We start from the raw sequence: 14,667 nt of genomic DNA on the forward strand, positions 1-14,667 counted from the left end.
TAAGCGATAATTGACATCTGAGATATCAGATGTCAATCCGCCAGATTGGAGAAGCCGACGGGTCGAAGAAGGGCGGACCCGGCCTGGCCCGCCCTTCAGAAGACTTTGTTATTTGATCGTCCGGTCTTGACCTTAAGAAGCAATAGCGGCTTCCAGAACGATCGCGGCGCTTTTGTAGGCTTGCCGCGTCCGGTCGATGTGTTCCTTGAGTAGGGATTTGATCTTGGCCATATCCCCTTCACGCACGGAGACTGCGATTTTCTTATGCTCGTCAAAGGACAGTTCAGTGTGCTTCGGGAGCTTGGACAAATGGGTGCGCAGGGCCGCAATCTTGCCGATGTAGCGCGTGTAGCTTGCTGTCAGATAATCGTTTTGGGCGTGTTCGAAAATCAACTGGTGGAATGAGGTGTCGAGGGAAAGGTATGCCTTCTCGTTACCTCGCGCGCGTTCACGCTCCATGTCGTTTACAACGCGCCGCATGTCACGCGCCAAGCCGTCGGGGTCACGCGACAAGGCCAATTCAAACGCCGCTGTTTCAATCGCCTGTCTGAAGTCGCAAATCTGGGTCACTTCCGGTTCGGATAGAGAAAACACGCGAGCCCCTTTTTGAGGCTCGATGCTTACAAGTCCCTCATCACGCAATTGCGCCAGCGCCTCGCGTACCGGAGATTTCGAGACGCCCAGTTCTTCGGAAATTTTCCTCTCCGATAGAACCTGGCCCATCTTCAAAGAGCCATCGATAATGCTGTTCCTCAGATGCTCCAATGCCAGTTCGCGAAGCGATTTAGGTCTCTCAAGAGGCATCGGTGAAAGTCTCCAAAAAAATATGTTGCGCGCCTGAGATTATCTGATACACCAGATAAGGCAAGCTGGTATATCAGATATCACAACGTGAGTGCGGGAGGCTACATTGTTGCGTGCAGAGCTGATTGTCGACTGCAAGAACAAGCACGGGGAGGGGGTCTTCTGGAACCCTTCAGACGGGCTTGTCTGGTGGACCGACATCGAAGGCTGCGCGCTTTGGTCTTTCGATCCGGCAACTTCGCAAAGCGCCTCGCACGAAATGTCGGAGCGCGTTTGCTGTTTTGCCCCGCGTGCTTCGGGGGGCTTGATCGTTGCCTATGCCGATCGCGTCGTTCTGTTCGACCCGCTCACGAAAGAAGAATCCCTCGTCACCCGGTTCGAGCCGGAAAATCCGCAGACGCGGCTCAATGATGGGCGCACCGATCGTCAGGGGCGGCTGATTGTGGGTGGCATGAACGAAGTGTCAGGCAAGCCCGACTCGTCGGTCATTCGCATCGATACCGACTTGAAGGTGCAGGAAATCATCGGTCAGGTTTCCTGCGCCAATTCGACATGCTTCTCGCCGGACGGCTCCACGATGTTCTTTGCCGATACCCCGGATCGGGAAATCGTGGCCTATGACTACGACACACAAACGGGCTCGGTTTCGAACCGGCGCGTTCACGCCTCATTCAAAGATGAACCCGGCTTGCCCGATGGGTCCTGTGTCGACGCCGAAGGCGGTGTCTGGAATGCCGAATGGGAAGGCCGCCGTGTTGTGCGCGTGGCTCCGGACGGCACGATTGACCGCATGATCGATGTGCCGGTCTGGAAGCCCACCTGCTGTGCTTTTGGCGGCCCCGACCTCGACACGCTTTTCATCACGACCTCGCGGCTGATGAGCGACGAAGCCGCACTGGAGAAAGAACTGGAATCGGGTGGCCTTTTCGCCGTGAAACCCGGAATTCGCGGCGTGATCGACGTGCCATTCAACGGATAAGCAATTCAATTCTGGAGGAGGAGACTATGCTTAAACACCTGATGAATACGACCCTTATCGTGGGCTTTGCTGTGCTGGCTTCTGTCGCACACGCTGAAGACTACCCGACGCCGGTTCCGCTGGCTGACGGCGCTCAGGCGCCCATCGATGCGATCAAACCGAAGAACGAGACGTTCCGGATCGCCTACATGCCGCCGGCAACCGAGTTCAACTACTACATTGCCATCGGCGAGGGCATCAAGGCGGTCGCCAAGGAAGAGGGTGTGGAGGTTTTCATGCTCGCTCCCCAGTCCGGCGCCGACATCAACGGGCAGATGGGGATGATTCAGGACGTCCTGACCCAGGATGTGGACGCGATCATATTCGGCACCCATGATGAGTTTGCCGCGGCCCCGCTGCTCAAGCAGGCGGTGGACAAGGGCCTCGCTGTCGTCATGATCAATTCCGACATCCCGAACTTCCCGACACCCATTCATGGCGTCGTGGGATATTCGCAGCGCAACGGCACGCACAAGCTGGCCGATTGGGCGATCGAGAATTACGGCGATGAACCGCTCAAGGTTGGCGTCATCGAAGGCCAGCCGGGTTACCACTCGACCGAACGCGTCGGCGGTTTCCTTGACGGTATCGAAGGCAACGAAAACTTCGATGTGGTCGTGTCTATTGACGGCAAGTGGAATGTCGAGGGCGGAAACACCGCCGGCATGGATATTCTGCAATCCCATCCCGATCTCGACATGATCTTCGCGGCCAACGACTACATGATCATCGGCGCTTCCTATGCGGCCAAAGCGCTCGGCCGCTCCGATATCGTCCTGCTCGGGAATGATGGGGACACCTCGGGACTTGAAGAAATCGCCACCGGGAACGTCACCGCGACCGTCAACACGTCGCCGTTCCTGATGGGTAAGGCGGCGATGCATGCCACGCTCGATGCGCTTGAGGGCAGCTATCCAGGCGGATGGATCGAGACCCCCACGTCCATCGAGGACAAGGATGGCGCGATCGCCGTGTTGCAGGAGCCCGAGAAGCTCTTCCCCCAGCCTTCCAAGGAGTACTGAACTGTTCTCCCGGTTCCCTGGCGGTGCGCGTTTGCATCGCCGGGGAGCATTCACCCGCCTTTCAAACTCCCCAAACCTGGCGAGGCTATGATGATGGCAGCTACGACGCCCCTCTGGGAATTCGTCGATATCTCGAAGGCCTATCCCGGCGTTCTGGCCAATGACGGGGTATGTATCAAGCTCATGGCGGGCTCGATCCACGGACTGTTGGGCGAGAATGGTTGCGGCAAGTCGACGATGATCAAGACTCTGTCCGGCGTGCAACAGCCAGACAGCGGCACGATTTTGCACAAGGGCAAGACGGTCACGATCTCAGACCCCCAGGCCGCGCGGGAACTTGGCATTGCTACGGTCTTTCAGGAGTTCTCGATCGTGCCCACGCTTTCGGTGGGGGAGAACATCTTTCTGGGCAATATGCCACGAACGAGGTTCGGGGTCATCGACTGGAAGAAAATACACGCCGATGCAGCGGCGGTTCTGGCCGGGATGAATATTGAAATTCCGACGGAGGCGATCACGGGTAGCCTCTCGGTTGGTGAGCAACAACTTGTCGAGATCGCAAAGGCGATCGCGATGAAGGCCAGGATGATCATCCTTGATGAGCCCACGGCTGCGCTGGGCGAAGATGAGATCGAGCGCCTTCACCAGCTTCTGCGCGACATGCGCGCGGATGGTACCGCCATTCTCTATGTTTCGCACAGGCTCGATGAAGTCGAACGTATCGTAGACGAGGTTACGATCCTTCGAAACGGGCGCGTGGTCCGCGCCAGCGGCGAGACGGATATCAACGTAGCCCAGATCGTCAGTGCGATGGTGGGCGAGGATGTCGGCGAACATTATCCAAAGGAGCACAACGCGTCTGAGGAAGTGGTGCTGGAAGCACGCGGAATCGCGACGAAATCCGGCGTCGCCGACGCCTCGTTTGATTTGAGGAAAGGTGAGGTTCTCGGCCTTGGCGGCGTTCTTGGATCGGGGCGCACCGAAATAGCACGAGCGATCTTCGGGACCGACGAATTCATCCGGGGCGAATTGCTTCTGAATGGCCGGCGCGTACGGTTTCGCAGCGAAATCGACGCGATCCGGGCCGGCATCGCCCTGGTGCCTGAAAATCGGAAATATGACGGACTCTTCTTCAATTTTTCGGCCAGCGGCAACATTACGGCCGCTTCGCTCGGCGCACTGTCGCGTTTCGGAGTCCTGAACCTCAAGGTCGAGGCGCAGGCGACCCGCGACCTGATTCGGGACCTTGAGATCTCTCCCCAGGCAGAGGAGAAAACCGTCAACCTGCTGTCCGGAGGCAACCAGCAGAAGATCGTCATCGCGCGCTGGCTGTTCTCGCAATCTCAGGTCCTGATCCTGGATGAGCCGACCCAGGGGATCGACATCGGCGCGAAGATTGCCGTCTACCGCCTGATCAACCAGCTCACACGCGCCGGCAAGTCGATCATCCTGATCAGTTCCGACCATGACGAATTGTTGGCCATGAGCGATCGGATCGCCGTCGTTCAGCATGGCGCGATCCGGCGCATCGTCTCTGCCAGGGAGCTGTCTCACGACGCGCTCGTGCGCGCATCCGCCGAAACCGCAGATACCCCGAAAGAGGAGGCTTTCGCATGAAGCGGGTTTTCGACACCCAACTGATCGGGCCCTTTGCGGCCATGATCATTGTGGCGGTCATCGTCGCTCTGACGACCGATCGCTTCCTCAACCCCGGCAATCTGTCGAATCTATTTCTGCAGGTCAGCATCGTCGCGCTGATTGCCATCGGGTCAACGGTCGTGATCTTCGCTGCGGGGATCGACCTTAGCGCTGGCTCGATGGTGGCGCTGCTGACGATGATATTGGCGCAGATGCTGAAGTTCGTCGGTATTCCGCTTGTGTTGGCCCTACCGCTCATTCTGGTGACGGGTGGCGTATTCGGCCTGTTTCTTGGCTTGATCACGGCCTACGGGCGCATCCCGTCATTCATCACCACACTGGCCGCGCTGATCGCGTTCCGCGGCCTGGCGCTGACCTTCAACAACGGTTCACCGATCTTTTCGCTCGACCCTGCGCTGGAGCCGATCTTTTACGGCAAGCTCGCCGGGATCCCGCTGCCATTCTTCTATCTTCTGTTCTTCTACGGTCTGGCAGCGTTCACTATGAACTTCACCCGGCTTGGACGTGAAATCTACGCGGTCGGCGGCAATCCCGCAGCGGCGGTTCTGACGGGGATCAATGTCAAGAAAGTTCAGACGATCACGTTCGTCATTGCGGGTTTCATGACGGCCGTGGGCGCGGTGCTGATGTCGGCGCGGCTGAACTCCGGCTCACCGAATTATGGCCAGACTCTGGAGTTGCAGGCGATTGCCGCCGCTGTTGTCGGCGGAGCAAGTCTGGCGGGCGGGCGCGGCAATATCCTGGCCACCTTCATGGGGGCGATGACGATCGTGATCGTTCAGAACGGCCTCAACCTCAATGCCGCGCCGTCCTCGGTGCAAAGTATCGTACTGGGGCTCATCATCCTGCTGGCAGTGGGCATCGACATGTGGCGCGCGGAAATCTCGGCCCTCATGCCCCGCGCGTTCGGGCGTCGTGAAACATCCGCAAAGGCCAGCAGCAGGGAGGTGACCTGATATGGATTTGGGACTGAAAGACAAGCTGGTTCTGGTCACCGGGTCGGGATCCGGGATCGGAAAGGCGACTGCAAAACTCTACCTCGAAGAAGGCGCGCGTGTGATTGTGCACGGCTTGACCGAAGCGGAAACAGCGGCCTGCGTGGACGATCTGTCGTCGCTCGGCGACGTTAAAGGTTTTGCCGCCGATCTGACGAAAACTGCCGATGCGGCTTCGCTGGCCGAATTTGCGCAGGCGCAGGGCGAAGTCGATATTTTGGTCAACAATGTTGGCATCTTCTCGGTGAAGCCCTTTGAAGAGCTCACCGATGAGGACTGGCTCCATTATTTCAATACCAACGTTCTGTCCGCCGTCAGGATGAGCCGGACTTTCCTGCCTGCCATGCTGAAACGGGGGGAAGGGTCAATCATCAACATGGCCAGCGAAGCGGCCGTGAAACCATTGCCCCAGATGGTCCATTACTCTGTCTCAAAAACTGCCATATTAGGTCTGACCCGCGGCATGGCAGAATTGACCAAGGGTACGAAGGTGCGGGTCAATTCCATTCTGCCCGGCCCGACATGGACCGAAGGGGTCGAAGCCTATTTCGACGGTCTTGCCGATCAGAAGGGCAAGCCGCTCGACACCATTGTAGACAACTACTTCAAATCGGATGAGCCAACCTCACTGATCCAGCGTTTCGTCCAACCCGACGAAGTCGCTCGAATGATCGTCACGATCTCGGCCAGCACCGCCTCCAACGGCGCTGCACACCGGATTGAAGGCGGCATTGTTCGCAACATTCTCTGACAATTGCGCAAGGGAGCCTCTCATGGTCGCACTTACATTTTCTCACATCGGCATCACGGTTCCGGATCTGGAAAAGGCGGTTGAGTTCTATTCCAAGGCATTCGATCTCTACGTCCTGATGGAGCCCACCGAAATTCTGCACGACGACAGCGCCATCGGTCAGATGTGCGACGATGTCTTCGGCGAAGGGTGGGGCAAGTTTCGGATCGCGCATCTTTCCATGGGGGACGGTGTCGGAATCGAATTGTTCGAGTTTCCCAAAACCGTCGAAGAGGAACGACCCTTCGAGTATTGGCGCCGCGGACTGTTCCATTTTTGTGTGCAGGACGAGGATCTGGAAGGGCGCATCAAGATCATCGAAAATCTCGGCGGCAAGCAGCGCATGAAGCAGGTGCGCAAGTATTATCCCGGCGAGAAGCCTTATCGGATGGTCTATATGGAAGACCCGTTCGGCAACATTTTCGAGCTCTATAGCCACTCTTACGAATTGACGTATTCGGCCGGCGCTTATGACTGATCGCGCTAACGTCATACCCAGAGCGGACAAACCAAAGGTCGTCATCACCGATTACGATTTTGGCGATGTCAGCGTTGAGACCGAAATACTGGAAGCCGCAGGCGCCGAAGTCATCGCGCTTCAAGCCAAGTGTGAGGAAGACCTGTTTGATGTCGCACCGCACTGCGCTGCGATGATGAATCAATACGCCAAGATCGGGAAGGAAACGATCACGCGGATGAAAAGATGCGAAGTCATCGCGCGCTACGGTGTGGGTGTCGACATTGTGGATGTCGGGACGGCGACTGACAAAGGCATCCTTGTGACCAACGTCCAGAACTACTGCACCGAAGAGGTGGCGGATCACGCTGTTGCCCTTTGGCTGGCGCTTGCCCGCAAGCTGCCCGACTATGACAGGGCAACACATGCCGGGGTCTGGCAATGGCAAAGCGGCGAACCCGTCTATCGTCTGCGCGGGCGTACGATGGGTGTCGTTTCGCTGGGAAAGATCGGGCAAGCAATCGTCACCCGGACGCAAGCATTCGGGGTCAACGTCATCGCGTATGACCCGTTTCTGCCAGCCCAAGTCGCCGAAAAGCTTGGTGTCGAGTTGGTGGACAAGGCCGATCTGCTGGCTCGATCCGACTACATTCTGATGCAGGCGCCAATGACCCCGGACACGCATCACTTCCTGTCGGATGCGGAGTTCGCCGCCATGAAGCCTGGCGCGATCCTGGTGAATACGGGGCGCGGGCCCACGGTCGACAACAAGGCGCTTTTTCGTGCGCTGAGCGAAGGGCACCTGGCCGCAGCCGGTCTCGACGACACCGAAGAGGAGCCGGCAAAACGGGCCAACTGGAGACCGGACGACAACCCGCTTTTCACATTGCCCAACGTCCTGGTGACACCGCACGCCGCCTATTATTCCGAGCAATCCATTCACGCGGCGCGGGTCACCGCGGCCACGCAGGTGGCCAAGGTGCTCACCGGACAAAGACCAGACTACACCGTCAATGCCGAGGCATTGGCCGTATCAACCGCATAGTAGGAAACCAAAATGCCAGAAGCCTGCAACGAGCTGAGAGTCTTCAATGACTTCGAACGCAATCCAGAACTCCTGACGAAGTTCGACAAGGTGCTTGAGGCCTATTCAGCGGCCGCAATATTTGCCGATGTGCAGTATCGCACCGGCGTCATGGACAGCGCCATCAAGCCGGCCTTTCGGTCCAAGGTCACGGGGCAGGCCGTCACGGTGCAATTGTCCAAAGGGGATTTGGTGGATCCGCTAAAGGCGCTCGAAATGGGCCAGCCGGGCGACGTGATCGTCGTCGATGCGGGCGGCGATCTGAACACCTCTGTGTGCGGCGGGCTGATGGGCGGCCTGGCCAAGAACCGCGGTATTCGCGGCATGATCGTGGACGGCGCCGGTCGCGACACGGACGAGCTGGAAGACATCAACTGGCCGATCTGGACCCGCGCGATCACGCCGCGTGGGACCCACACCATGTTCTCGGGCCGCAAGGAAGAGCTGTCGATCAACGTACCCATCGCATGCGGCGGTGTCGTGGTGAACCCGGGCGATTTCATCGTTGCCGATCTGATGGGTGTCGTCGTCGTGCCGCTCGGGATTGCTGAAGAGGTCGTGAAACTCGCTCAGGAGCAGGCCGACCGCGAAGTTGCAACGCGCGAATGGGTCGCCAAAGGCAAGACAGTCGAGGATCTTCTGAATGAATTCGGCCGTATCTGAGCCGGCCCTCATCGGTATCGATTGGGGAACGTCGTCCTTTCGCGCCTTTCTCATCGGCGCGGAAGGCGAGGTCATCGTCAGGGTCTGGTCACCCGATGGTATCATGCAGGTTGCGGGACAGGGCTTTGAGGCGGTTTTCGATCGTCTCGTCGGCCCTTGGCTTGCCCAGGCCAAGCTGCCGATCCTTGCATCCGGCATGATCACCAGCCGGAATGGCTGGGTAGAAACGCCCTATGCCGAAATGCCGCTTGGGGCCAGCGATCTTGCGCAGGCTCTGGTGCCGCATGAAGTCGCAAGCGGGACCTTCATCCACTTTGTGACGGGCGCCTCGACCGAACACGCGGGGGGACCTGACGTGATGCGCGGCGAAGAAACGCAGATCATCGGCGCGTCGGCGCTCGGCTTGAACGAAGGTACGTTCGTGATGCCTGGCACACACAGCAAATGGGTCCAGGTTGCGGACGGGAAGATCAAGGACTTCTCGACTTACATGACGGGTGAGGTTTTCGCAGTCCTGAAGGAGCACACGATCCTTGGAACCCTGATGGAAGACGGCGAATTCAGTGAAGAGGCGTTCGAGATGGGTGTAACCGCGGGCCTCGATGGCGGGTCGAACCTGTTGCACAACCTGTTTCATGTGCGGACACTCCCGCTCATGGGTAAAATTGCCAAGGTCGCCACGGCTGATTACATGTCTGGCCTACTGATCGGCGCCGAAGTTGCTGCTACGACCCGCGATATCGAAGATGCCGGCACGATCACCATCGTCGGGCGTCATGATTTGTCGGACCGCTACGAAAGCGCTCTTCGTACCGCAGGGTTCAAGAGTCGTCGTGCGCCGGATGACATCGTTGCCAAGGGCCATTTTCTGATTGCGCGCGCAGCGGGGTTGCTGGGATGATCGACCTTGTAACGGCATTCGCAGCAAACCCTTTGATTGCGATATTGCGAGGGTTGGAGCCGAGAAATGCTCTTCCGGTTTCTGATACGCTCATCGAGGCCGGGTTCCGGATTATCGAGGTGCCGCTCAACTCTCCAGACCCATTTGAGTCCATCCGTCGGATTGCGGAGCGCCATTGCGCTCAGGCTATCGTCGGCGCAGGCACTGTGTTGACCGTCGAGCAAGTCGAAGCCGTGGCAGATGCAGGCGGGCGGATCATCGTTTCGCCCAATATGAACCCAGATGTCGGACGCGCCGCAGTCGCGCGGGGCCTGTATTGGTGTCCGGGTGTCATGACACCATCCGAAGCATTTTCCGCCCTTGATTTCGGGGCCTCGATTCTCAAGTTTTTCCCGGCTGAAATGGTGCCGCCCAGGGCTATCGCCGCCATGCGCGCAGTTTTGCCCCAGGAGGCGGTCATCGCAGCAGTCGGGGGAATTTCTCCGGATAATATGGCGCCGTATCATGCTGCGGGTGTGAATGGGTTCGGGTTGGGATCGGCTCTGTTCAAACCGGTTTATACGCTGGAGGATATCGGCTCGCGCGCACGCGCCTTCACCGATGCGTTGAAGGACCTGGAATGAAGAGCGCGGTGGTCACCGGAGGCACACGTGGGATCGGTGTGGGTGTGGCGAAATGGCTCGCCAATGAGGGCTGGTCCGTCATCGCGGCATCTGCGTCGCAATCCGAACTGGATGCATTTGCACCTGACGACAGGATGGTCGTGAGATCCCTGGATGTCACCGATCAAAATTCCGTCGATGGCCTGTTCGGCGGCCTTACGCGGCTCGACGCTCTGGTGAACTGCGCGGGTATTCTGCTGCGGGGTGAGGAATACGACATCGATGTTTTCACAAAGGTTCTCGATGTGAACCTGACCGGCACGATGCGATGCTGCCTCGCGGCTCACCCCTTGTTGGCCGAAACGGGCGGCGCAATCGTCAATACCGCCTCCATGCTCAGTACCTTTGGTGGGCCATTGGTGCCTGCCTATTCCGCCTCGAAAGGTGGCGTGGCGCAACTGACCAAAGCCCTGGCGGGTCGCTGGGCTGAAGACGGCATTCGGGTGAACGCCATCGCGCCGGGGTGGATCGAGACAGAGATGACTGAGGGCCTTCGGGAAGACCCGGTTCGAACCGAAGCGATCATGGCGCGCACGCCGATGAAACGGTGGGGAAAGCCCGAGGAGGTCGGCGCGCTTGTTCACTGGCTCCTGAGTGAAAATGCAAGCTTTGTCACCGGTTCGGTCTATCCGGTCGACGGTGGCTATCTGGCAATGTGATGAGACCGATATGACCGAAGATACCAGCCGTATGCCCTACCAGCTGCCGTTCCCAAGGGACGCGCAAGCGGAGATCGTAATCCCGAACGCGGCGGATTGCGATGACCGGCTCTGGGTGCCGCAGGCCAAGAACGTATGGTTCCGTCCGCTCTGTCTGAACCGATCGCAGGGCTACTGGATGAATCTTTTGAAGGTGCGCAAGGCCGGTGTCCTGTCGCGCCACCGCCACCCGCAGCCCGTCCACGGCTTCGTTCTGAAAGGCCGATGGCATTATCTGGAACATGACTGGATCGCCGAAGAGGGCGGCTATGTCTACGAGCCGCCGGGCGAAACGCATACGCTGGTCGTTCCGGACGATGTCGAGGAAATGATCACTTATTTCCAGGTGAACGGCGTGATGTGCTACGTCGATCCCTGGGGCAGTGTGACCGGCTACGAAGACGTTTTCACCAAGATCGATCTTTGCCGCAAGCACTTTGCCGAAGCCGGTCTTGGGGAAGATTACGTTGACCAGTTTATCCGCTAGGACCCCGCGGTTTGCGCTTGTTGCCCACGATGCGCGAAAAGACGAGATCGTAGAGTGGGTCGGCCTTCAACTTGTCCCTCTATCGGGCATGCATGTGTTTTCGACCGGGACGACCGGCAGCCTTATCAAGACGGCTTTTTCGGAACTGAATGTGACCTGTCTGAAAAGCGGTCCCCTCGGAGGAGACCAGCAGATCGGCGCCATGATCTGCCAAGCCGAGCTCGATGCGCTGATCTTCTTCGTCGATCCATTGTCACCCATGCCCCATGATGTCGATGTCAAGGCGCTGACCCGTTTGGCGACAGTCTACGACCTGCCGATGGCGTGTTCGCGTTCTACGGCCGATCTGATCGTGGACGGTCTGCTCGGAGAGAAAACTGACGAGCGCTTCTGATCGGCTGCGCACTGGCAGCCTGATCAGTCGCTCTCCAGAAGGTAGCCTGCCAATTCGTCGATCTTTTCGGCCCCAAGCTGGCTCATATTGGCCTCGATGTCGGCTTTCAGGATATGCATCAGGTGATCGACGCCACGCGCTCCGAATGCTGCGACGGCATATTGGAATGCCCGTCCGACCATGACGAAATCGGCGCCTTTGGCCAAAGCGCGCATGACGTCCAGCCCCCAGGCCACACCGGAGTCGTAGATGAGGGGCACATCCGGTCCGACAGCATCACGGATTTTCGGCAATTGTTCGATCACGGCCGGTCCCGCTTCGAATTGACGCCCTGAGTGGTTTGACACCCAAATGCAATCCACGCCTTCTTCTGCCATTCGTTTGGCGTTGTCTGGCCGCAGAACGCCTTTGACGACAAGATGTCCCTCCCACTCCTGACGCAATTCGCGCAGGTAGTGCCAATCTGGGATGCCGCGGATCAAAGCGCCGGCATGGGTAAAGCTTTCCCGACCTCGCTGAGGGATGTAGTCGTCGAAGAACCGCATCCTCGGGACGACGCCTTCACGCAGATGCGCAAGACACCAGGCAGGCCGAGATGCCATTCCAGCCAGCGTACGAATGTCGGCCTTGGGCGGGACGGTCAAATTGGCGCGTCGCTGCCGCTCGCGCCGGCTCTCCTCTGGCACGTCCACGGTGATGATCAGCGTGTGAAATCCTGCGTCTTTGATGCGTGGCAGCATTTTTCGACGTAGGTCTCCCGAATTGACAGGATAATGCTGGAACCAGCCATTGTTGCCGATGAAGGGTGCGACGTCCTCGGGTGATGCAACCGCGACGCTCGACAGGCAGAACGGAATGTTGTGTGCGACAGCGGCCTGCGCCAGAATCCGCTCCGCCCCGGCCCACATCAGCCCTGACATGCCTACGGGCGCCATCCCGAACGGCAGATCGTATGTTTGTCCCAGAAGTGTTGTTTGAAGCTCCGCCTTGGTTCGGCCGCACAGAACGCTCGGCATGAAACCGATGGCGTCGAGCGCGTCCCGGTTGACCTTCAGTCCCAGTTCCCTGCCGGTCGCACTGTCCAGATATTCGAAGGCGAATTTCGGGATGCGTTTGCGCGCTGCGTTCCGAAGGTCCTCTATCGATGGGCAAGACAAGTCCAGATCCATCGGTATCCTCCAATTCTGTTGCATTGCGCATTGCGACGTCGGGCGGGTCACCAAAGAGATGGCAAAGCCAGGGAAATTGCCGGCACATAGGTGATAAGCATCAGCAGAATGAGCATGCCTGCGAAGAAGGGCAGGATCGCTCGGCTGAGGCTCTCGATGGAGACCTTCGAGATGCTGCTGGCCACGAAGAGGTTCACACCCAGCGGAGGCGTGCAGAACCCGATGGCCAGGTTGACCGTGAGAATGACGCCGAAGACGATCGGGTCGACGCCCAAGGCAATGGCAACCGGCAGAAGGATCGGCGTCATGATGATGATCGACGAGATCGTCTCCATGAACATTCCGATCACAAGCAGAAGCACATTGATCAAGAACAGGATGACGATCGGGTTGTCTGACAGGCCGGTGATCGTCGTGGCCAGCTCCGTTGGAATTCGGGCGAGGGTTATCAGCCTGCCAAAAGCGGTAGCCATGATCACGAGCACCAGAATGGTACCGCTGGTTCTGGCGCTGCCCGCCAGAATTTTGGGCAGGTCTCTGACGGTGATATCGCCGTAAACGAAGATACCGATGATGGCGGCGTACACCACGGCGACAGCGCCGGCTTCGGTCGGTGTGAAAATACCGCTGTAGATGCCACCGAGAATGATACCCGGCACCAGAAGCGCCCATATTGAAGCACGGAAACTCTGCCAGACACCCACGCCTGAAAATGCGGTGGTCGATTCCTGAACCGTCGTTTCACGGCGAAGAAGGAGCCGGGCAACCAGCATGAACATCAATGCAAACAGAATACCGGGCACCACACCGGCAAGGAACAGCTTGCCGATCGAAACTTCGGCTGTGACGCCATAGATGATGAATGGGATACTAGGCGGGATCATCACGCCGATCATGCCCGAGGAGGCTGTCAACGCGCCGCTGAACTTGCGTGTGTAGCCAACCTTTTCCATCTCGGGGATCATGTTCGATCCGATGGCCGCCACGGTCGCCGGAGACGACCCGGAGATTGCCGCGAAGAACACGCAGGCCAGCACGTTCACATAGGCCAGCCCACCCCGGATATGGCCGATCAGCGCATTGGCGAAATCGACCAGACGGCGAGACATGCCGCCGTGCTGCATCAGATCGCCAGCCAAGATGAAAAGCGGCACGGCGATCAACGGAAACGAGTCCGCACCTGTCACCACTGACCGGGCCAGTAGCACCATGGGCGGCGTACCGTCGACGAAGACCATCACGATCATCGTTGCAAGGCCCAGGCAGATGCCGATCGGCACGCTGAAGAGCAGAAGGGCAAGCAGCGTCAGGAAAAGGGTCGTCGCAAGCATTGGAGAGCCCTCACGCCTTGGTGGCTGCGATGAGCCGCAGGGTTCGTATCAAATGCTGGACAACGCGGATGGCGGACAGGCCTGCTCCGATTGGCGCCGAGGCGTAAAGGATCGGGATCGGCAGCCCAAGAACGACCGACGTCTGGCTGGCGACGAAGGGCATCATGATCAGCTTGATGCATTCCACTGTGAGAACAAGGAGAAAGCCGAGCACCAGCAACGCGATCACGGCATCCACATAAAGCCGAGCCCGTTCGCCCAGCACGTCCCGAAAGACTGTAATGCGCACATGATCGCCCGTGTGAAAGGCGTAGCTGATGCCGAGCCAGACAAACCAGACGAACAACCAAAGCGTCAGCTCTTCGCCCCAGGAGAGAGAGGCGTTCATGATATAGCGCATGAACACATTGCCGAAGATCAATAAGACGATCGCGGCCAGCAACAGGCTTGCCAAAGCCTTTTCTGCGTTCAAATCTACCCACCTGATAACCGACATCGTATACCTCCCCGGAAACGAAGAAGGCACCCGCACC

At 58.5% G+C, this 14,667-nt stretch carries 17 protein-coding genes; 13 read left to right on the forward strand and 4 right to left on the reverse strand.

Going from position 1 to position 14,667, the window contains the following annotated elements; all coding sequences use genetic code 11:
* Positions 1-132 precede the first annotated feature (132 nt).
* Positions 133-804, reverse strand: a complete 672-nt coding sequence (locus B7H23_RS07895; protein ID WP_094076728.1) for a GntR family transcriptional regulator — start codon at positions 802-804, stop codon at positions 133-135.
* 109 nt (positions 805-913) lie between these two features.
* On the opposite strand from B7H23_RS07895, the gene B7H23_RS07900 reads away from it, so the two are divergent.
* The 13 genes from B7H23_RS07900 (at position 914) to B7H23_RS07960 (ending at position 11,634) form a co-directional block, all read left to right on the forward strand.
* Complete coding sequence (locus B7H23_RS07900; RefSeq protein ID WP_094076729.1) at positions 914-1,783, forward strand: SMP-30/gluconolactonase/LRE family protein; 870 nt, start codon at positions 914-916, stop codon at positions 1,781-1,783.
* A gap of 26 nt (positions 1,784-1,809) precedes the next feature.
* Positions 1,810-2,844 (forward strand): sugar ABC transporter substrate-binding protein, encoded by a 1,035-nt coding sequence (locus B7H23_RS07905; RefSeq protein WP_094076730.1) that lies wholly within the window; start codon positions 1,810-1,812, stop codon positions 2,842-2,844.
* An 87-nt stretch (positions 2,845-2,931) separates the two neighbouring features.
* The gene (locus B7H23_RS07910) at positions 2,932-4,461 is read left to right on the forward strand and encodes a sugar ABC transporter ATP-binding protein (protein WP_206608862.1); all 1,530 of its coding nucleotides are present in this window, start codon (positions 2,932-2,934) and stop codon (positions 4,459-4,461) included.
* Between the two features lie 41 nt (positions 4,462-4,502).
* On the forward strand, positions 4,503-5,459 hold the full coding sequence (locus tag B7H23_RS07915; protein ID WP_206608863.1) for an ABC transporter permease: 957 nt from the start codon (positions 4,503-4,505) through the stop codon (positions 5,457-5,459).
* 1 nt (position 5,460) lies between these two features.
* Positions 5,461-6,249, forward strand: a complete 789-nt coding sequence (locus B7H23_RS07920) for an SDR family NAD(P)-dependent oxidoreductase (RefSeq protein ID WP_094076732.1) — start codon at positions 5,461-5,463, stop codon at positions 6,247-6,249.
* A gap of 22 nt (positions 6,250-6,271) precedes the next feature.
* The gene (locus B7H23_RS07925; RefSeq protein WP_094076733.1) at positions 6,272-6,766 is read left to right on the forward strand and encodes a lactoylglutathione lyase family protein; all 495 of its coding nucleotides are present in this window, start codon (positions 6,272-6,274) and stop codon (positions 6,764-6,766) included.
* Positions 6,759-7,790 carry a C-terminal binding protein gene (locus B7H23_RS07930; RefSeq protein WP_094076734.1) on the forward strand — a complete coding sequence of 344 codons (1,032 nt, stop codon included), beginning with the start codon at positions 6,759-6,761 and terminating at the stop codon, positions 7,788-7,790. Before B7H23_RS07925 ends, B7H23_RS07930 begins: the two co-directional genes overlap by 8 nt.
* Positions 7,791-7,802: 12 nt before the next feature.
* Complete coding sequence (locus B7H23_RS07935) at positions 7,803-8,492, forward strand: RraA family protein (RefSeq protein ID WP_094076735.1); 690 nt, start codon at positions 7,803-7,805, stop codon at positions 8,490-8,492.
* Positions 8,473-9,393 (forward strand): 2-dehydro-3-deoxygalactonokinase, encoded by a 921-nt coding sequence (locus B7H23_RS07940; RefSeq protein ID WP_094076736.1) that lies wholly within the window; start codon positions 8,473-8,475, stop codon positions 9,391-9,393. The genes B7H23_RS07935 and B7H23_RS07940 overlap by 20 nt, the downstream gene beginning before the upstream one ends.
* Positions 9,390-10,016: a 2-dehydro-3-deoxy-6-phosphogalactonate aldolase gene (locus tag B7H23_RS07945; RefSeq protein ID WP_094076737.1), complete on the forward strand. Its 627-nt coding sequence runs from the start codon at positions 9,390-9,392 to the stop codon at positions 10,014-10,016. The genes B7H23_RS07940 and B7H23_RS07945 overlap by 4 nt, the downstream gene beginning before the upstream one ends.
* On the forward strand, positions 10,013-10,714 hold the full coding sequence (locus tag B7H23_RS07950) for an SDR family NAD(P)-dependent oxidoreductase (RefSeq protein ID WP_094076738.1): 702 nt from the start codon (positions 10,013-10,015) through the stop codon (positions 10,712-10,714). Before B7H23_RS07945 ends, B7H23_RS07950 begins: the two co-directional genes overlap by 4 nt.
* Positions 10,715-10,724: 10 nt before the next feature.
* A complete protein-coding gene (locus B7H23_RS07955; RefSeq protein WP_094076739.1) occupies positions 10,725-11,240 on the forward strand; it encodes a 2,4'-dihydroxyacetophenone dioxygenase family protein in 516 nt (171 codons plus the stop codon).
* Positions 11,221-11,634 carry a methylglyoxal synthase gene (locus B7H23_RS07960; RefSeq protein ID WP_094076740.1) on the forward strand — a complete coding sequence of 138 codons (414 nt, stop codon included), beginning with the start codon at positions 11,221-11,223 and terminating at the stop codon, positions 11,632-11,634. The genes B7H23_RS07955 and B7H23_RS07960 overlap by 20 nt, the downstream gene beginning before the upstream one ends.
* 23 nt (positions 11,635-11,657) lie before the next feature.
* On the opposite strand, the gene B7H23_RS07965 is transcribed toward B7H23_RS07960, so the two are convergent.
* Genes B7H23_RS07965 through B7H23_RS07975 form a run of 3 tightly spaced genes read right to left on the reverse strand, consistent with a single transcriptional unit; the run spans position 11,658 to position 14,606 of the window.
* Positions 11,658-12,803 carry an alpha-hydroxy acid oxidase gene (locus B7H23_RS07965; RefSeq protein ID WP_094076741.1) on the reverse strand — a complete coding sequence of 382 codons (1,146 nt, stop codon included), beginning with the start codon at positions 12,801-12,803 and terminating at the stop codon, positions 11,658-11,660.
* Positions 12,804-12,850: 47 nt separating this feature from the next.
* Positions 12,851-14,134, reverse strand: coding sequence for a TRAP transporter large permease (locus B7H23_RS07970; protein WP_094076742.1), 1,284 nt, complete (start codon positions 14,132-14,134; stop codon positions 12,851-12,853).
* Between the two features lie 10 nt (positions 14,135-14,144).
* A complete protein-coding gene (locus B7H23_RS07975; protein WP_206608864.1) occupies positions 14,145-14,606 on the reverse strand; it encodes a TRAP transporter small permease in 462 nt (153 codons plus the stop codon).
* Positions 14,607-14,667: the final 61 nt, after the last annotated feature.

It is taken from the genome of Notoacmeibacter marinus, assembly GCF_002238045.1.
Taxonomy (GTDB): domain Bacteria; phylum Pseudomonadota; class Alphaproteobacteria; order Rhizobiales; family Rhizobiaceae; genus Notoacmeibacter; species Notoacmeibacter marinus.